The following is a 16584-nucleotide window of genomic DNA, read 5'->3' on the forward strand; positions in this document are numbered from 1 at the left end:
GCCCCAGAGCGAGATGCGACATTGTTTTGGGAAACTCTGCGCCGCTCTCCCTCATCGGCCCTTCGGGCCACCTTCTCCTCGCAAGGAGAAGGCCTATCACTTCAGCCCTTATCCAAAGCTTCCAATTCGTCGATCAGGCCTTCGATCATCGACAGGCCCTTGCTCCAGAACGACGGATCGGTGGCGTCGAGGCCGAAAGGCTTCAGGAGTTCGGAGTGATGCTTGGTGCCGCCGGCCTTGAGGAGCTCGAAATACTTGTCCTGAAAACCCTTGTCGGCCTTCTGGTAGACGGCATAGAGCGAGTTCACCAGGCAGTCGCCGAAGGCGTAGGCATAGACGTAGAAGGGCGAGTGGATGAAGTGCGGGATATAGGCCCAGTAGGTCTCGTATCCCTCGGAAATCTTGATCGCCGGGCCGAGGCTCTCCGACTGGACCGATAGCCACAGTTCGCCGATATCGTCAGACGTCAGCTCGCCGGCCTTGCGGGCGGTGTGCATCTTGCGTTCGAATTCGTAGAAGGCGATCTGGCGCACGACCGTGTTGATCATGTCCTCGACCTTCTGGGCGAGCATCGCCTTGCGCTCGCGCTTGTCGCTGGTCTTGTCGAGCAGAGCACGGAAGGTCAGCATTTCGCCGAAGACCGAGGCGGTCTCGGCCAGCGTCAGCGGCGTTTGGCACATCAGCGCGCCCTGACCACCGGCCAGAACCTGATGGACGCCGTGGCCGAGTTCGTGGGCGAGCGTCATCACGTCGCGCGGCTTGCCCATGTAGTTGACGAGCACATAGGGATGCGCGGAGGGAACGGTCGGGTGCGCGAAGGCGCCCGGCGCCTTGCCGGGGCGAACCGGAGCGTCGATCCATTCCTCGTCGAAGAAGCGCTTTGCGATCGCGGCCATCTCGGGTGCGAAATTGCCGTAGGCGGAGAGGACCGTGTCCTTTGCCTCGTTCCAGGAAATGACGGCGTTCGAGGTTTCCGGCAGCGGCGCGTTGCGGTCCCAGAAATTCATCTGGTCCATTCCGAGCCACTTCGCCTTCATCGAATAGTAGCGGTGCGAGAGGCGCGGATAGGCTTCCTTGACGGCGGCGGCCAGCGCATCGACGACTTCGCGCTCGACGCGGTTGGCAAGATGCCGGGAGTCGGCAATGTCCTCGAAGCCGCGCCAGCGGTCGGAGATGTCCTTGTCCTTGGCGAGCGTATTGGTGATCAGCGTGAAGGTGCGGATATTGGCCTTGAAGGTTTCCGCCAGAGCCATCGCCGCCTTGTGGCGGGCTTCCGGGTTCGGATCCTGCAGCATGTTGAGCGCCACTTCGAGCGGCAGCTTCTCGCCGTCGATCTCGTAGCGCAGCTCGGCCATCGTCTCGTCGAACAGGCGATTGAAGGCAGCGGCCGATGTCATCGACTTCTCAAGGAAGAGCTGCTCCAGCTTGTCGTCCAGCTGGTAGGGCTTGTCCTTGCGCAGATCGACCAGCCACGGGCGGTAGTGGCCGGCGGCGGGATCGTTCGCCATGCAGGCGTCCATCACCGCGTCGTCGATGCGGTTGAGCTCTAGCGCGAAGAACAGCAGGTGACCGGAGAATTCGGTGATGCGCGCCTGGACGTCGCCATAGAGCTTGCCGTTCACCGGGCTCGTCGTATCGGAGAAATAGGTGAGGCCGGCAAAGGAGCCGAGACGGCCGATGATGTCGTCGAGCGCCTCATATTCCTTCAGCGCCTGGCCGATACCTTCCGCACCCGTCTTGGTGGCTGCGGCGGCCAGCTTGCCCTTCCACTTCTCTTCGAAGGCGATCGAGTTCTTGCCGGCCTTTTCCATGTCGCTGGTGAAGGCGGTCGAGATTGCGGAAGGGTAGAGATCCTGCAGTTTCCAGACTGGAAGATCGCCGAGCGCAGCGTCGGATGCCCCGGCGGCAGATGTTGCCGAAAAATTAAGACCGGCGGCGTTGAGCACAAAATTCATGGCAGGGCTCCTCTTCCTCTTTTCAAACAGGTCTGACTGTCTATGCGCCAGAAGCCCCCGCATCAAGGGGTTTTCAGCAGCCAAAAGGCCCCGCTTCGGCACGGAATCGCCATCGTCACAATCGTTAAAATGCGATTATTTCTCAAAACTGGATGTTCAAGCCTTTCGGGCAGAGTGCAACCTAGGTTTCGCATGAAGTGAGGCGACAATGACCGGTTACAATGAGCTCAAAGGGGCAGGGCAGATACTCGTGGTCGAGGATGACCCGGTACAGCGCCGTCTGTTGAAGAACGCAATCGAGCGCCACGGGCACGTCGTCCATCAGGCAGAAAACGGCCGCATCGGCCTGGAGATGGTCAAGCGCGATGCTGGCCTTTTCAATGTGATCGTGCTCGATCTGATGATGCCGGAAATGACCGGTCTCGAGTTTCTTGAGGCGGTGCACGAATTCGGCACACAGATCCCGGTGATCGTTCAGACCGGCCAGGGCGGCATCGAAACGGTCGTCCAGGCGATGCGCGCCGGCGCCTTTGATTTCGTCGTCAAGCCGGTTTCCCCGGAACGTATCGCAACGTCGATCGCCAACGCGATGAAGCTCGACCAGCGTGAAGTGAAGGCCCGTGCCGGCCGCCGCTCGCGCTCCGGCGTCGTCGGTTTCGATGATATCGTCTCGGCAAGCCCGGCGATGATCCGCGTCATCGATCTGGCGCAGCGCGCCGCCCAGTCGAACATCCCGGTCGTTCTCGAAGGCGAGTCCGGCGTCGGCAAGGAGCTCGTCGCCCGCGCCATCCAGTCCGCCGGCGATCGCTCCGGCAAGCCGTTCGTGACCGTCAACTGTGGTGCGATCCCGCACAATCTGGTCGAAAGCATTCTCTTCGGTCATGAGAAGGGTGCGTTCACCGGCGCGACCGAACGCCACATCGGCAAGTTCATGGAAGCCGACGGCGGCACCATCTTCCTCGACGAAATCGGTGATCTGCCGCTCGAGGTTCAGGTGAAGCTGTTGCGCGCCGTGCAGCAGGGTGAGATCGAAACGGTCGGCGCCCGCACGGCCCACAAGGTCAATGTCCGGCTGATCTCGGCGACCAACAAGGACCTGATCGAAGAGGTCAAGAACGGCCACTTCCGCGAAGACCTCTACTATCGCCTCAACGTGTTCCCGATCACCATTCCGGCGCTGCGCAAGCGCAAGGAAGACATCCCGCATCTGGTGCGCGTCTTTGCCGACCGTTTCTCTTCGGAACAGAAGAACGGTCACCGCATGACCGTCAGCGCCGGCGCGCTGGCGCTGCTGACCGCCTATGACTGGCCGGGCAATATTCGCCAGCTGGAAAATGCGATCTTCCGCGCTGTGGTGCTTGCAGAGGGGCCTGAGCTGACGGAATCGGACTTCCCGCAGATCGCCGCACAGCTGCCGGAATACGATGTCGTCGATCATCTGGCGCTGGTGGCCGACAATTCGCACCGTGACCGCGAAGCCGAGTTCGCAGCGGCCGATTACAGCGTTCCGCCGCCGTCGATGATCGACACGTCGGGCCGCCATGGCGAAACGGCCGATAACGCCATCGCCAGCGTCAACCCGGCGGGCGAAGTGCGCAAACTTGCAGATGTCGAAGAGGAGTTGATCCGATTCGCCCTTAAATTCTATCGGGGCCAGATGAGTCAAGTTGCGAGGAAACTCGGCATCGGACGATCAACTTTGTACAGGAAGCTGAAAGATTACGGCATCGACCCCGATAATCCCCAGAAAGACGCGGCATAGCAGCTGCCGCGTTAACATTCCCGCAAGCATGTCCGGTTACTGTTTATAAACCACTTGTTAGTCGATCGTTGACTATGTAAAGAAAAGGTTGATCGTGTGTGGCATTTTTGCCATCGTGTCACCGCATTTGACAGTCATTGGGACAGCTGGACTATTAGGGCAGTCTGACGGGGATTGAGTTTGCCGGATTTGAATGAGCATACCAAGCCTTCGCGCTTGAGCTGGCGTGCACGTTGCGCCAACGTTAGCGGAAAGGCGGTTAGGACGGCGATGGCCGCCCTTCTCGCGCTCGCGGTGTCCTCACCGGTATTCGTCGGGACGCCGTCCGAGGCGGCGGGGGAAACCCGCAGCCTTAAGCTCTATTTCATCCATACCGGTGAAAAGGCAGTCATCACTTACAAACGCAACGGCAAGTTCGATCCGAAGGGTCTTGAGCAGCTGAACCGATTCCTTCGCGACTGGCGCAAGAACCAGCCGACGAAGATGGACCCGCATCTGTTCGACCTGATCTGGGAAGTCTATCGCCAGAGTGGCTCGAAAGATTACATCAACGTCGTCTGCGGTTTCCGTTCGCCCGGCACCAATGCCATGCTGAAGGCGCGTTCGCGCAATTCCGGCGTCGCCGAAAAGAGCCAGCACATGCTCGGCAAGGCGATGGACTTCTTCATTCCCGATGTGAAGCTCGCAACGCTGCGCGCCATCGGCATGAAGATGCAGGTCGGCGGCGTCGGTTTCTATCCGAAATCGGGTTCGCCCTTCGTGCACATGGATGTCGGCGGCGTTCGCGCCTGGCCGCGCATGAGCCGCGACGAGCTGGTCCGGCTTTTCCCGAACGGCAACACCCTGCATATCCCGGCTGACGGCACGCCGCTTCCGGGCTACCAGCAGGCACTCGCCGACTACAAGCGCCGCGTCAATTCCGACACGCTCGTTGCTGCCGTTGGCGGCGATAACCTTGCCTCGTCCAAGAAGCCGAAGACGCTGTTTGCGGCGCTGTTCGGCGGTGGTGCTGATGAGGAAGAGGATAGCTCGGACGATTCTGCACCGGTCGCAGTTGCCAAGGCAACGCCGACGAAGCCGGAAGCTCCGGCTGCCGCGGCTGAGCCTGCCGCGCCGGAAGACGTTCAGGTGGCTGCGGTCAACGCGCCGGTTCCGCAGGTTCGTCCGGCCTTTGCCGGTCAGCTCGGCGGTGGCGAAGTTGCCAATGCGATGCTGCCTGCCAATTCCGGCAATGCTGCTCAGCAGGCGCTTGCCGCCGCAACGGCGCAGGAAGACCAGCCGCAGCAGTTTGCCGATCTCAGCACCTACCGCGTCCCTGTTCCGGAGCTGCTTGGCCAGCGCCGCGAGCCGGGTGATGCGGAAGTTGCGTCTATCGATCCGTCGATGGCTGTCCCCACTCCGGTCGATCGTCCGGTGGCTGCAGAGAACCTGCTTGCCGCTGCTGCCGACGCTGATCCGGATGCTGCAGGCGACGAGGCCGAGGCGCAGCAGCTTTCGCCTGCCGTTGCCCAGCAGCTCGCCAAGGATGGCGCTGCCGCCAACCAGCAGGTCGCGGCTCTCGCGCCGTCGACCGTCGAGCAGGCTATCAGCGCTGCGATGCCGGGTTCGGCCAAGCCCGCTGAGAAGGCTCCCGTCCAGCTCGCTGCTCTGGCGCCCGCCAAGACCGCAAGCTTCGGTGACAGCTTCTACATGCCGCAGCAGCGCGCCAGTGATGATGTCGCACCGGTCGCGCCTTCCAAGGGTGGCCGTCCGACCAAGGCCGTTGCCGCTGCCGCCGATGCTGGCCGCGCTTCGATCCGCACCGAGCCGAAGCTGACGCAGAAGATGATCTCGCAGTGGGCGCTGACGAACTCCCGCATGGAAATGGTCACCAAGCCGGTCAAGGCGCCGCGCTTCGTCAGCCAGACGCTCCGCGCCCAGCCGACGGCCGTCTACGCGGAAGGCTTCAACGTCAAGACAGCTTCGATCGATCCCGGCCGCTTCAGCGGTACCGCCGTCAACTTCATGGAAGTGAAGAAGTTCAACACGAACTGACCGGTTTCAAATTCATTGAAAAAGCCGCTGGAGCGATCCGGCGGCTTTTTTGTTTGGGTTCTGTCACGGCAATAAAAAAGCCGCCGAGGCGCGGGGCCTGGCGGCTTTCGAAGCGAATATCTGGGATCAGCCTTCCGGCGGAGCCTCGATCATGCCGAGCGCGTGCAGGTAGGTGTCGAGGATCGCATCTTCTTCCATGCGTTCCTGCTCGTCCTTCTTGCGCAGAGCGACGACCTTCTTGAGGATCTTGGTATCGAAGCCCATGCCCTTGGCTTCGCCGTAGACATCCTTGATGTCGTCGGCAATGGTCTTCTTTTCTTCTTCCAGGCGTTCGATACGCTCGACAAAAGCGCGAAGCTGATCGCGGGCGACGCCATGAGCATCAGACATCCGTGTTCTCCTGATTTTTCGGATTGGAATTCGTGGCAGTGACTGCCGTGAAGCGGTGCCGCGGTCAAGTCCCTTCGGCGGCGATGACGTTATTTGTGGGGATTGTTTTCGGCAAAAGCCGTCTTCTGTGCTTCCGATGCCTCGTTCTGGTGGAGGTTTTTCCACTCGTCATAGGGCATGCCATAGACGATCTCGCGGGACTGGTCCTTGGTGACAGGCACACCGTTTTCCTCGGCCGCCTCGCGGTACCAGTTCGACAGGCAGTTGCGGCAGAAGCCGGCGAGGTTCATGAGGTCGATGTTCTGGACGTCGGTGCGCTCACGCAGATGGGCGACCAGCCGGCGGAAGGCGGCTGCCTCGAATTCGATCTGCTGTTCCTTCGTCAGTTCCGTCATCGTCTCCTCCTTCATGCGTAGGGGCCGGTGCGCGAGGGATGCACCTTGTATTCGTGCAGCGTCGGATCGGCATTCATCGCCGCAAAGACCGGCGCCAGCCGTTCGGCCCATTCGGCAATCCCGGCCTCGTCGCCGATCAGATCCTGGCGGACCTCGAGGAGCGCGTGCGGGATGCCCGTCACCATGCAGTGCTGGTACATGGTATCGCCTTTGAGCGCGCCGTCATAGGGCTCGTTGTCGCCGACTACCAGATCGGGATCGCGGCGCAGCATGTCAAGCAGCGGGCCGACGGCGCGGTGATCGCTATCCCAGAGCACGGCGGCGTGCCAGGGACGGGGAACGCCCTTCCACGCGGGCGTATAGGAATGCAGCGAGAGGACCAGCGGCGCCTTGCCGGTGGCGCTGGCCACCTTGGCGATCTCCATCGCTACGGCATCATGATAGGGGCGATGAAAACGCTCGATGCGGCCCTGCCATTCGGCCTTGGAGATCGGGTGATTGCCGGGAATGATCGCGCCGTCGGAGATTTTCATGATCAGCGTCGGGTCGTCTTCGCCGCGGTTCGGGTCGATCAGCAGGCGGGAGAAGCCGCCGAGAACGGCGGGTACACCGAGCCTTGCCGACAGGCTGCGCACCAGGCCCTCGATGCCGATGTCGTAGGCGATGTGGCGGGCGAAGGCGGTCTCCGGCAGGCCGAGCTTTCCGTAGCTTTCGGGTAGCCGGTTCATGGCGTGATCGCCGAGGATCACCATGCCGCTGTCATGTTTGCCGGGTAGGATTTCGAAGGGTTGGAAGTCTTCCATCAGCGAATGGCCATTCGTCATTTCGGGCGAGGGGTCACTGATCGCATGCACGTGCCGGAGGTTCAAGCCGGATCATCGCGCGTCTGCGGCAACGCGATGGTCACAAGCAGGTTATGAAAGGAATATAATCGATTAGCATCGCGTTGACATTCGCCGGATGGCGGCGCAAGAAGGCACGGGAAAACGAATAACCGTGGGAGCAAATCGGAAGCCGTGTTGATGCAAGCCGCACCAAGTTTCCTCACCCGGTCCGGGCCGCTTGCCCGCCTCGCATTGTTCGCATTCGCAGCCATGATGCCATTCTTCGCCGCAAACGCGGCCCGCGCGGACTTCCGCGTCTGCAATGGCACGCAAAATCTGGTCGGGGTCGCCATCGGCTATCGTGCCAAGGATGGCTGGATTACCGAAGGCTGGTGGCAGGTCCCGGCAACGACCTGCGCGACGCTGATCGAAGGAGAGCTGCAGTCGCGATACTATTACCTCTACGCAGAAGATGCCGCCCGGGGAGGCCGTTGGACGGGCGATGTGCAGATGTGCGTAGCGGAAAACGAGTTCAAGATCACGGGCGTCAATGACTGCTATGCCCGTGGCTATCAGAAGATGGGGTTCAAGGAATATGATACGGGCCGCCAGGGCAGCTGGATGGTCCAACTTTCCGATACGCCCGGAACGCAAGAAAGCCCGAATTGATGAAGCGTAACCGCAAAGTAAAAATCCTCGCAACGCTCGGCCCCGCCTCCAGCGAAGAAGCGATGATCGAGAAGCTGCACCAGGCCGGTGCCGACGTTTTCCGCATCAACATGAGTCATGCGAGCCATGACCTGATGCGCACGCTGGTCCAGCGTATCCGCTCGGTCGAAGCGCGCTCCGGCCGCCCGATCGGTATTCTCGCCGACCTGCAGGGCCCGAAGCTTCGCGTCGGCAAGTTCGCCGATACCAAAGTCGACCTGAAACCCGGCCAGACCTTCACGCTCGACAACAACGAAGCCCCTGGTGACGCCACCCGCGTCTTCCTGCCGCATCCGGAAATCCTGGAGTCGGTGCAGCCGGGCCATCGCCTGCTGATTGACGACGGCAAGCTCGCCCTGCGCGCTGAGAAGTGCGACGGCAAGAGCATCGTCACCACTGTCATTTCCGGCACCAAGATTTCCGACCGCAAGGGCGTGAGCCTTCCCGATACGCTGCTCACCGTCGGCGTTCTGACCGACAAGGACCGCGTCGATCTCGACGCCGTGCTGGCGACCGACGATGTCGACTGGGTCGCGCTTTCCTTCGTGCAGCGCCCGGAAGATCTCGCCGAAGTGCGCAAGATCGCTAAGGGCCGCGTCGGCATCATGTCGAAGATCGAGAAGCCGCAGGCAATCGAGCGTATCGAAGAGATCATCGAGCTTTCCGACGCGCTGATGGTTGCCCGTGGCGACCTCGGCGTCGAAATGCCGCTCGAAGCCGTTCCCGGTATCCAGAAGCAGCTGATCCGCGCCTGCCGCCGTTCGGGCAAGCCGGTGGTCGTTGCTACGCAGATGCTGGAATCGATGATCACCGCTCCGGTTCCGACCCGCGCCGAAGTTTCCGACGTCGCGACCGCCGTGTTCGAAGGTGCGGATGCCGTCATGCTGTCGGCCGAATCCGCTTCCGGCGACTATCCGGTCGAAGCTGTTGCGACCATGGCGTCGATCGCCAGCGCCATCGAGCGCGAGCCGCACTATCCGGGCATCATCTACGCCCAGCGCGCCCAGCCTGAAGCAACCGGTGCCGACGCGATCTCGCTCGCAGCGCGCCAGATTGCCGAAACGCTGAAGCTCTCGGCCATCGTCTGTTATACCTCGTCGGGCACGACCGGCCTGCGCGCCTCGCGCGAGCGCCCGCAGGTTCCGATCCTGGCGCTGTCGCCGATCATCAAGACCGCCCGCCGTCTGGCGATCGTCTGGGGCCTGCACTGCGTCGTCACCCATGACGCGACCGACCTCGACGACATGGTCAACCGTGCCTGCCGCATCGTCGCCGACGAAGGCTTCGGCAAGCCGGGCGACCGCATCATCATCTCGGCCGGCGTTCCGCTCGGCACGCCTGGTGCCACCAACATGATCCGCATCGCCTATATCGGCTCCGACGGCCGCAGCGGCATCTGACAAGTTCGAGGCTTGGTCTCGATAGCCCGCCGGGAAACCGGCGGGTTTTTCTTTTGCGGTAATCTTGAACGGACGATGGCGACATGCGAGCCTCCGGAAAAATCCGGGAGGTGGATATGGACGCCGTTACAATTCTCGCCTTTGCCGCAGTTTCTTTCGTTGGGATCGCGACACCTGGGCCGACGGTCCTGCTTGCGCTCAACAACGGCTCGCGCTACGGCGTGAGGCGGGCCATTCCCGGCATGCTGGGCGCCGTGTTTTCGGATTTCGTCCTGATCGGGGCGGTTGCCGTTGGTCTCGGCGCTTTGCTTGCCGCGTCGGAATTCTGGTTCTCCGTGCTGAAATATTGCGGCGCGGCCTATCTCGCCTTTCTCGGCGTCATGCTGCTGCGATCGAAGGGATCTCTCGATGTCGCGCTCGCGGAGCAGGGCGGCGGATCCCGGTCAGCGATTGCTATCGGGCTGAAGAGCTTCATGGTGGCTGTTACCAATCCGAAGGGCTACCTGTTCTTTTCCGCCTTTCTGCCGCAGTTTATCGATCCCACATCGCCACAGGCATCACAGTACCTGCTGCTTGCGCTCGTCTTCTCCGCGCTCGATTTCTTCATCATGTTCGGCTACGCGGTGTTCGGTTCGCAAGCGGCGCGCTTTCTCAAGACGAGCGGTGCCATATGGCTTGAGCGCGCCTGCGGGGGCGCGCTCCTGGCTCTTGCGGGCTCGCTCGCCTTTTACCGCCGGGCAACCGCCTGAACGGCAGCTGGCAGCGACATGTGCCCGACGCGGTAGATCTGGCCGTCGCCTGATATCAGCGGCATATCCGCGTAGAGCATGAAGCGGACGAGCGACCACGATCTGGCTTCGAAGCCGGAGATCGAGGCGAGGGCGTCACGTTTGCGTCCCGTCTGCCTTGCCCGCTCGGTTTCTTCCGCGCGCAGAGCCGCGAGATCGGCGTGCGGCTCGATCGGGAGACGCTCGGCGGTCGCGAACTTGGCATTGCAGAGATCAGCCACCGTTTCGGCGTGCCACACCATCCATTGCTCGATGCCTGGCCGGCCGAAAGATTGCGTCAGCGCCTGGAAGCCCGGGCCGGTGATGAAGTTGCTCGCGCCCTCCGGCTGGTCCCAGAGGTAGAAGGGGGCGTAGAGGTTTTCCTGGCCGCCGAATTCGCCTCTCCTGGCGCTGAGATAGGCCTTGAAGGCGAGATGCGGAAAGCCGTCGGTGCCCGGGCCGCGTTCGCGCATGCGGCGGTCGATGATGCCCATGTCGTAATCGGCAGGCAGGGTGAAGCTGTATTGCATGGCGATCATCGCGGTAACTCCACGGGTTCCAGCCAGTCGACGAAGCGCTCCCCATCGGTTGCTTGGATGCTGAAATAGCTGAAGGGCGCATCCTCGGCCGCGCCGTGCCAGTGCTTCTCGCCAGCCGCAAACCACACGGCGTCGCCGGGCCTGATTTCCTCGACCGGGCCGCCATCGCGCTGCGCCCGTCCTATGCCCGAGAGGGCATAGAGCAGTTGTCCGCGGGGATGCGTGTGCCAGTTGGTGATTGTGCCGGGATCGAGCGTGGCGCGCATTGCGGCATTCTCTCCGGCGGCACTGCCTTCCAGCAGCGCCTCCACCCAGAAAGGCGCGGATGCGATGCCATCGGGGGAGCGCACGGCGCCTCCCGGACGGCGGATCGTCATGGCCGTGGGATTGCCGCTCATCACGGCTCTCCCATGGCGCGGGCACGCCAGTTGTCGTCGGCCATCTGCGCCACGCCGTCGCCGAAGGACCATTCGTCGGGCTGCGAGCTGACGATGGTGATCATGATGTCTTCCTTGCGCAGGCCCGGCGCCTCGCTCAGCAGTTCGGCGGCGCGCTTGAAGAAGGCCTTGCGCGTCTCCGTGCTGCGCGGGCGTCCGGCGCGGATGGCAAAAACCACGAAATCGTCGGAGCGGGGTCCGGCCAGATAGTTGCGGTCGAAGATCAGCTCGCCGGGTTCATGCTGCTGGATCTCATGGAACCGATCGGCCGGGGGCACGTCGAAAGCCTCGACGAGGGCGCGGTGGATGCCATCGGAGAGGGCGCGCAGATATTCCGGCGACTTGCCTTTGAGGAGAGAAATGCGAACGAAGGGCATGGGAGCCTCCTTGTTTGAAATCTTGACAGGAGGACCATTGCACGGCAAATTAATCCATAAAATCAGAATATATCGAACGTATGATCCTGAAAAATGGGATTGATGATGCGCAAGACAAATTTCGATCTGGATGTTCTCCGCACCTTTGTGACCGGCATGGAGCTCGGCAATTTCGCCAAGGCGTCCGAGCGTCTCGGCCGCTCGACATCGGCCGTCAGCGCGCAATTGAAGAAACTGGAGGAGCAGGCGGGAACGCCGATCTTCCGCAAGTCCGGCCGCGGGCTGGCGCTGACCGATGCCGGGGAGACGATGCTTGCCTATTCCCGGCGGCTTCTGGAGCTCAACGATGAGGCGGTGGCGGCGATCCAGAGCGTCGAGCTCGAAGGCTGGGTGCGGCTCGGGCTGCAGGAGGATTTCGGCGAGACCGTCTTGCCGGAGGTGCTTGGCCGTTTTGCCAGGGCGCATCCGAAAGTCCGGATCGAGGCGCGCGTGGTGCGCAATGCCGAACTGATCGAGCGGGTGACGACCGGCAAGCTCGATCTGGCGCTTGCCTGGAGCAACGGCAATGCGACGGCGCATTGCGAGATGGTGGGCGAGGTGCCGATGCTGTGGGTCGGACCGGCTTCGGGGCCGCAGGGCTGGACAGTCGAAAGCGGCGAGCCGCTGCCGCTGGCTTCGCTCGAAGCGCCCTGCCTGCTGAGGACCGCGGCAATCGATGCGCTCGACCGGGCCAACATTCCCTGGCGGCTTTCCTTCGTCAGCCCAAGCCTCGGCGGCCTCTGGGCGGCGACGGCGGCGGGGCTCGGCATCACCATCCGCACGCCGCTCGGTCTCCCTGCCAAGGTCAAGCCGGTTTCGCCTGACGCTGCCGGTTTGCCCGCTCTGCCGTCGCTCGGCTTGATGATGCATCGCGCCGAGGCGGATCCGGATGCGGCAACCGCGCGGCTGTCATCGATCGTGCTGCAGGCAGCACAGGAAGCGCTTGCCGGTCTTTCGCCGCAACCGATGTTGATGCGGGCCTAGGCCACCAGTTCGCTTTGGGCGTTGCGGCGGATGACGGCCGGCGGCTGGCCGAAAGCGCGCAGGAAGGCGCGGCGCATCCGCTCGCGGTCGGCAAAGCCAGTCTCGCGCGCCACGACATCGATCGGGTGGCGGCCCTGTTCCATCATCAGCCGCGCCGCTTCCAGCCGCAGGTTTTCCACGGCCTTTGCCGGGGACTGGCCGGTCTCGGAGCGGAAGGTACGGCTGAACTGGCGCGGGCTCAGATGCGCGGCGTCGGCGAGCTCCTCGACGGAGAGCGCGCTCGTCAGATTGCTTCTGGCATAAGTGAGCGCCTTCTGGATGCGGTCCGATTTCGGCTCGAGATCCAGGAGCGTCGAGAATTGCGACTGGCCACCGGCGCGGCGGTGATAGACGACCAGCTTGCGGGCAACGGCGCGGGCGACGTCGGCGCCATGATCGTTCTCGACCATCGCCAAAGCCAGATCGAGACCGGCAGTCATGCCGGCCGAAGTCCAGATCGAGCCATCGACGATGAAGATGCGGTCCTCATCGAGCTTGATGGCGGGATAGCGGGATTTCAGCTCGCGGGCGAGATGCCAGTGGGTGGTGACCCTGCGGCCGTCGAGGACACCGGCATCGGCCAGCAGAAAGGCGGCCGTGCAGATCGAAGCGAGTCGACGTGAGGCATCTGCCGCCTCACGAATGAACGCGGCCTCTCCCGCAGTCGGCAGGCGGATATCGGGCGCGCCGGAAACGATCAGCGTATCGAAGGCGGGATCACTGAAGGCTTCTGTGTGGATGATCATGCTCAGCGAGCTCGGCACAGGGCCGCCGGTTTCCGAGACATAGCGGATCTCGTAGGCCTGCTCGCCAAGCTGGATATTGGCGAACTCGAAAGCCGAGACCGCGGCGAGGCTCATGATCTGGAAGCCGGGATAGACAAGAAAGCCGATGCGCTGCATGGCCGAAAACTCCGTTTGTCCTAAAAGGTGGTTTATATGACATTCAGGACATCGGCAATCCCTCGTAAAACATCCCTCAAGCGATGGCATTCGCCAAAGCAATTGAAGGAGAAAGACCATGAGCGATTTGAACAAGGGCATCGCGCTCGTCACCGGTGCGTCATCAGGCATCGGCGCGATCTATGCCGACAGGCTTGCCAAGCGCGGCTACGATCTCATTCTGGTGGCGCGCAATGGCGAACGCCTCTCGGCGCTCGCGAGCCGCATCAGCGGCGAGACCGGCCGCAAGGTCGAGACTGTCGTTGCCGATCTCGGCGCGCAGGCTGATCTTGCCAAGGTGGAAGCTGTGCTGAAGGGCGACCGCAACATCACGCTCTTGGTCAACAATGCCGGTGTCGGCGGCACGGCGCCGCTGCTTTCGGCCGATGTCGACAAGATGCAGCAGATGATCGACCTGAACGTGACGGCGCTGATGCGGTTGACCTATGCCGCAGTGCCGGGCTTCGTTGCCCGCGGCGGCGGCGCGATCATCAATATCGCCTCGATCGTGGCAATCGCGCCGGAGATCCTCAACGGCGTCTATGGTGGCACGAAAGCCTTCGTGCTGGCCTTCAGCCAGTCGCTGAAGCATGAGCTGACGGACAAGAATATCCGCGTTCAGGCCGTTTTGCCGGGCGCGACCGCAACGGAATTCTGGGGCATTGCCGGGATGCCGGTCGAGCACCTGCCGGGCGAAATCGTCATGTCCGCCGAAGCGATGGTCGATGCCTCGCTCAAGGGCTTCGACCAGGGCGAGTTCGCGACCATCCCGGCGCTCGAAGACTCAGCGCTGTTGCAGGCCCATGAAGATGCGCGGCAGGCAATGATGCCGCACCTCTCGCGCTCTGTGCCTGCAGCACGCTACGGCGTCTGATTAGCCGAAGCGCTCCAGCGCCGTCGCGAAGACATCGGTATCGACATTGCCGCCCGAGGTGATGGCGATGACGGTGTCGCTCTCCAATGCCTTGCCGTGGAACAGTGCCGCGGCAAGCGCCACTGCGCCGCCCGGCTCGACGATGATCTTCAGCCGCTTGAAGGCGAGCGCCATGGCACGGAGCGCCTCCTCGTCGGTGACGACGATGCCGGCGCCGGCGAGGCGCTTCAGGATCGGGAAGGTGATTTTGCCGGGCTCGGGCGTGATGATTGCATCGCAGATCGAGCCGGTCATCGAGGCATTGCGCCTGATCTCGCCTGCGGCCAGCGAGCGGGCGAAGTCGTCGAATTTTTCCGGCTCGCAGGTGCGGACCGTGAAGGACGGCGCGCTGGCTTCGAGTGCCAGAGCGACGCCGGAGCTGAGGCCACCGCCACCGCAGGGGATCAGCACTTCGGCCGTCTTGATGCCTTCCTCCTCCGCCTGTTCGGAGATTTCCAGACCTGTCGTGCCCTGTCCGGCGATGACCAGCGGCTCGTCGAAGGGTTTGACCAGCGTCAGGCCGCGCTCGGCGGAGAGGCGGTCGCCGATCGCGTCACGGTCTTCCTTGGCGCGGTCGTAGAGCACCACCTCGGCGCCGAAGGCGCGGGTGTTGTCGATCTTCAGCTTCGGCGCGTCCGAGGGCATGATGATGACCGAGGGGACGCCGTGCAGCTTGGCGGCCAGCGCCACGCCCTGGGCATGGTTGCCGGAGGAGAAGGCGATGACGCCGCGCTTGCGGACATCAGGCTCCAGCCCCGATACCGCCGACCAGCCGCCGCGGAACTTGAAGGAACCGGTATGCTGCAGACATTCGGCCTTCACGAAGACCCGCCGCCCGGCCATTTCATCGAGGAACGGTGAGGAGAGCAGCGGCGTGCGCCTGGCATGCCCGCGCAGGCGGGCACGGGCGGCAACGATCATTTCAATGGATGCCATGGGATGTTCTTTCGGCTGATGTGCTGCGCCATGAATAGAATGTGACAAAGCCGTTGTGAACGGCGGTTTTTGTCACGGTGACACGAATGCCGGGGCGCGGCTTGGGCTCGCGACCGTTCCGGCCTGCTCGCGCCGCCGGTATTCGGTCGGGCTCGCGCCCGTCACCCGCAGGAATTCGCGATTGAAGTTAGACTTGCTGATGAAGCCCGCCTCGAACATCACGCTGGTGACCGGCAGCTCGGTGCGGACGAGCTGATCGCAGGCAAAGCGGATGCGGAACTCGTTGACATATTGCGAGACGCTCATGCCGTGGATGCGGTTGACCGCCGTCGAGACGCTGCGGGCCGGCAGGCCGAGCTTGCGGGCGATGCGGCTCAGATTGAGTTCGGGATCGCGGTAAATCTGCCTGGTCTCCATCAGGCTGTCGAGATGGGCGGCAACGGCGCCATCCTCCTCAGTCGGCAGGCTGGGCGGGGGTGGCGCGGCTTCGGTTGCCGGTTGCTCCGGCTGGCTTGTTCCGGCAGCGGCCGCCGCGCTGCCGAGGATCAGCAGCACAATGACATTGCCGAGCGCCACGATCCGCCCGGCATGGGCGCCGCCGGTATTGTCGAAATCCAGGCTGATGAAGACGTCGCTGAGCGCAGAGGCGATCAGGGCGACGGCCGTTACCATCAGGGAGCGATGGGAGAGGAAGGCGCCGTCGAGCCGCGAGGCGACGAGGCCATCGGCGCCGCTGCGGGAGATCCAGAGCAGGCTGAGGCCGTAGCCGAGAAAGATCAGGATCAGGCTCAGACCGACGATATCGCGCCAAAAGGCGAAGGCGAGCGCTACGCCGATCGCCGGCAGGAGATGCGGCCATTGGCGCTTCAGCGGACGCGGCGTCTCCAGTGTCAGGTCGGCGAAGCTGGCGAAGGAAAGCGGTGCGACGAGTGCCGCCAGCACCGCCTGAAACGGCATGATGGCGAGCGTGTCATAGCCCCAGCGAAAGCCGATGAGGACGGATTGCAGGGCATAGGCGGCGATCAGCGCCAGAAACAGCCGGCGGCCGGGCGCATTCCATTCCTCCGTCCGCAGCATCCTGACGAGCAGGATGAGCAGCAGCAGTGCGACGACGAAGGGTAGCGGCACGAAAATCATGGTCGGC

Annotated in this window: 17 protein-coding genes; 7 read left to right on the forward strand and 10 right to left on the reverse strand. The window is 63.0% G+C overall.

What is annotated here, in order from left to right; all coding sequences use genetic code 11:
• Positions 1 to 101: 101 nt before the first annotated feature.
• Positions 102 to 1955 carry a M3 family oligoendopeptidase gene (locus F2982_RS12780; protein WP_203428041.1) on the reverse strand — a complete coding sequence of 618 codons (1854 nt, stop codon included), beginning with the start codon at positions 1953 to 1955 and terminating at the stop codon, positions 102 to 104.
• Between the two features lie 208 nt (positions 1956 to 2163).
• Here F2982_RS12780 and F2982_RS12785 point away from each other — a divergent pair, with 208 nt between their 5' ends.
• Both F2982_RS12785 and F2982_RS12790 read left to right on the forward strand, forming a co-directional pair.
• Positions 2164 to 3717: a sigma-54 dependent transcriptional regulator gene (locus tag F2982_RS12785; protein ID WP_112719936.1), complete on the forward strand. Its 1554-nt coding sequence runs from the start codon at positions 2164 to 2166 to the stop codon at positions 3715 to 3717.
• Between the two features lie 180 nt (positions 3718 to 3897).
• A complete protein-coding gene (locus F2982_RS12790) occupies positions 3898 to 5751 on the forward strand; it encodes a DUF882 domain-containing protein (RefSeq protein WP_203428042.1) in 1854 nt (617 codons plus the stop codon).
• Between the two features lie 126 nt (positions 5752 to 5877).
• Here the strand turns inward: F2982_RS12790 and F2982_RS12795 are convergent, their stop codons facing one another.
• The 3 genes from F2982_RS12795 to F2982_RS12805 form a co-directional block, all read right to left on the reverse strand.
• Positions 5878 to 6141 (reverse strand): DUF2312 domain-containing protein, encoded by a 264-nt coding sequence (locus tag F2982_RS12795; protein ID WP_007527482.1) that lies wholly within the window; start codon positions 6139 to 6141, stop codon positions 5878 to 5880.
• 89 nt (positions 6142 to 6230) lie between these two features.
• Positions 6231 to 6536, reverse strand: a complete 306-nt coding sequence (locus F2982_RS12800) for a DUF1244 domain-containing protein (RefSeq protein ID WP_203428043.1) — start codon at positions 6534 to 6536, stop codon at positions 6231 to 6233.
• A gap of 11 nt (positions 6537 to 6547) precedes the next feature.
• Entirely contained in the window at positions 6548 to 7339 is a 792-nt protein-coding gene (locus F2982_RS12805) for an N-formylglutamate amidohydrolase (RefSeq protein WP_203430065.1), read from the reverse strand.
• 219 nt (positions 7340 to 7558) lie between these two features.
• Between F2982_RS12805 and F2982_RS12810 the strand changes: the two genes are divergently transcribed.
• The 3 genes from F2982_RS12810 to F2982_RS12820 all read left to right on the forward strand — a co-directional run bounded on the left by F2982_RS12810 (position 7559) and on the right by F2982_RS12820 (position 10217).
• Positions 7559 to 8029, forward strand: coding sequence for a DUF1036 domain-containing protein (locus F2982_RS12810; RefSeq protein WP_112385515.1), 471 nt, complete (start codon positions 7559 to 7561; stop codon positions 8027 to 8029).
• Positions 8029 to 9468, forward strand: coding sequence for a pyruvate kinase (pyk, locus tag F2982_RS12815; protein WP_112719920.1), 1440 nt, complete (start codon positions 8029 to 8031; stop codon positions 9466 to 9468). The genes F2982_RS12810 and pyk overlap by 1 nt, the downstream gene beginning before the upstream one ends.
• A 116-nt stretch (positions 9469 to 9584) precedes the next feature.
• A complete protein-coding gene (locus tag F2982_RS12820; protein ID WP_203428044.1) occupies positions 9585 to 10217 on the forward strand; it encodes a LysE family translocator in 633 nt (210 codons plus the stop codon).
• Here the strand turns inward: F2982_RS12820 and F2982_RS12825 are convergent.
• Genes F2982_RS12825 through F2982_RS12835 form a run of 3 tightly spaced genes read right to left on the reverse strand, consistent with a single transcriptional unit; the run spans position 10196 to position 11588 of the window.
• Positions 10196 to 10774: a DUF4865 family protein gene (locus F2982_RS12825; protein WP_203428045.1), complete on the reverse strand. Its 579-nt coding sequence runs from the start codon at positions 10772 to 10774 to the stop codon at positions 10196 to 10198. The genes F2982_RS12820 and F2982_RS12825 overlap by 22 nt on opposite strands.
• Entirely contained in the window at positions 10771 to 11175 is a 405-nt protein-coding gene (locus F2982_RS12830; protein WP_203428046.1) for a cupin domain-containing protein, read from the reverse strand. The genes F2982_RS12825 and F2982_RS12830 overlap by 4 nt, the downstream gene beginning before the upstream one ends.
• On the reverse strand, positions 11172 to 11588 hold the full coding sequence (locus tag F2982_RS12835) for a tautomerase family protein (RefSeq protein WP_203428047.1): 417 nt from the start codon (positions 11586 to 11588) through the stop codon (positions 11172 to 11174). Before F2982_RS12835 ends, F2982_RS12830 begins: the two co-directional genes overlap by 4 nt.
• Positions 11589 to 11693: 105 nt before the next feature.
• Here F2982_RS12835 and F2982_RS12840 point away from each other — a divergent pair, with 105 nt between their 5' ends.
• Positions 11694 to 12611: a LysR substrate-binding domain-containing protein gene (locus tag F2982_RS12840; RefSeq protein WP_203430066.1), complete on the forward strand. Its 918-nt coding sequence runs from the start codon at positions 11694 to 11696 to the stop codon at positions 12609 to 12611.
• On the opposite strand, the gene F2982_RS12845 is transcribed toward F2982_RS12840, so the two are convergent.
• Positions 12608 to 13552, reverse strand: a complete 945-nt coding sequence (locus F2982_RS12845; protein WP_203428048.1) for a GlxA family transcriptional regulator — start codon at positions 13550 to 13552, stop codon at positions 12608 to 12610. The two genes, F2982_RS12840 and F2982_RS12845, sit on opposite strands and share 4 nt — an antisense overlap.
• 118 nt (positions 13553 to 13670) lie before the next feature.
• Between F2982_RS12845 and F2982_RS12850 the strand changes: the two genes are divergently transcribed.
• Positions 13671 to 14465, forward strand: a complete 795-nt coding sequence (locus tag F2982_RS12850) for an SDR family oxidoreductase (RefSeq protein ID WP_203428049.1) — start codon at positions 13671 to 13673, stop codon at positions 14463 to 14465.
• Here F2982_RS12850 and F2982_RS12855 read toward each other — a convergent pair whose 3' ends face one another.
• Both F2982_RS12855 and F2982_RS12860 read right to left on the reverse strand, forming a co-directional pair.
• Complete coding sequence (locus tag F2982_RS12855; protein ID WP_203428050.1) at positions 14466 to 15440, reverse strand: threonine/serine dehydratase; 975 nt, start codon at positions 15438 to 15440, stop codon at positions 14466 to 14468.
• A gap of 72 nt (positions 15441 to 15512) precedes the next feature.
• Positions 15513 to 16577, reverse strand: a complete 1065-nt coding sequence (locus tag F2982_RS12860) for a helix-turn-helix domain-containing protein (RefSeq protein ID WP_203428051.1) — start codon at positions 16575 to 16577, stop codon at positions 15513 to 15515.
• Positions 16578 to 16584 lie beyond the last annotated feature (7 nt).

The sequence above is a fragment of the Rhizobium sp. BG4 genome (genome assembly GCF_016864575.1).
Classification (GTDB): domain Bacteria; phylum Pseudomonadota; class Alphaproteobacteria; order Rhizobiales; family Rhizobiaceae; genus Rhizobium.

Excerpts from the sequence above, each read along its gene's own strand:
- pyk (WP_112719920.1), top strand. The coding sequence starts at position 8,029 with ATGAAGCGTAACCGCAAAGTAAAAATCCTCGCAACGCTCGGCCCCGCC.
- F2982_RS12855 (WP_203428050.1), bottom strand. The coding sequence starts at position 15,440 with ATGGCATCCATTGAAATGATCGTTGCCGCCCGTGCCCGCCTGCGCGGG.
- F2982_RS12810 (WP_112385515.1), top strand. The coding sequence starts at position 7,559 with ATGCAAGCCGCACCAAGTTTCCTCACCCGGTCCGGGCCGCTTGCCCGC.
- F2982_RS12805 (WP_203430065.1), bottom strand. The coding sequence starts at position 7,339 with ATGGAAGACTTCCAACCCTTCGAAATCCTACCCGGCAAACATGACAGC.
- F2982_RS12825 (WP_203428045.1), bottom strand. The coding sequence starts at position 10,774 with ATGATCGCCATGCAATACAGCTTCACCCTGCCTGCCGATTACGACATG.
- F2982_RS12785 (WP_112719936.1), top strand. The coding sequence starts at position 2,164 with ATGACCGGTTACAATGAGCTCAAAGGGGCAGGGCAGATACTCGTGGTC.
- F2982_RS12850 (WP_203428049.1), top strand. The coding sequence starts at position 13,671 with ATGAGCGATTTGAACAAGGGCATCGCGCTCGTCACCGGTGCGTCATCA.
- F2982_RS12795 (WP_007527482.1), bottom strand. The coding sequence starts at position 6,141 with ATGTCTGATGCTCATGGCGTCGCCCGCGATCAGCTTCGCGCTTTTGTC.
- F2982_RS12820 (WP_203428044.1), top strand. The coding sequence starts at position 9,585 with ATGGACGCCGTTACAATTCTCGCCTTTGCCGCAGTTTCTTTCGTTGGG.
- F2982_RS12835 (WP_203428047.1), bottom strand. The coding sequence starts at position 11,588 with ATGCCCTTCGTTCGCATTTCTCTCCTCAAAGGCAAGTCGCCGGAATAT.
- F2982_RS12845 (WP_203428048.1), bottom strand. The coding sequence starts at position 13,552 with ATGCAGCGCATCGGCTTTCTTGTCTATCCCGGCTTCCAGATCATGAGC.
- F2982_RS12800 (WP_203428043.1), bottom strand. The coding sequence starts at position 6,536 with ATGACGGAACTGACGAAGGAACAGCAGATCGAATTCGAGGCAGCCGCC.
- F2982_RS12860 (WP_203428051.1), bottom strand. The coding sequence starts at position 16,577 with ATGATTTTCGTGCCGCTACCCTTCGTCGTCGCACTGCTGCTGCTCATC.
- F2982_RS12780 (WP_203428041.1), bottom strand. The coding sequence starts at position 1,955 with ATGAATTTTGTGCTCAACGCCGCCGGTCTTAATTTTTCGGCAACATCT.
- F2982_RS12840 (WP_203430066.1), top strand. The coding sequence starts at position 11,694 with ATGCGCAAGACAAATTTCGATCTGGATGTTCTCCGCACCTTTGTGACC.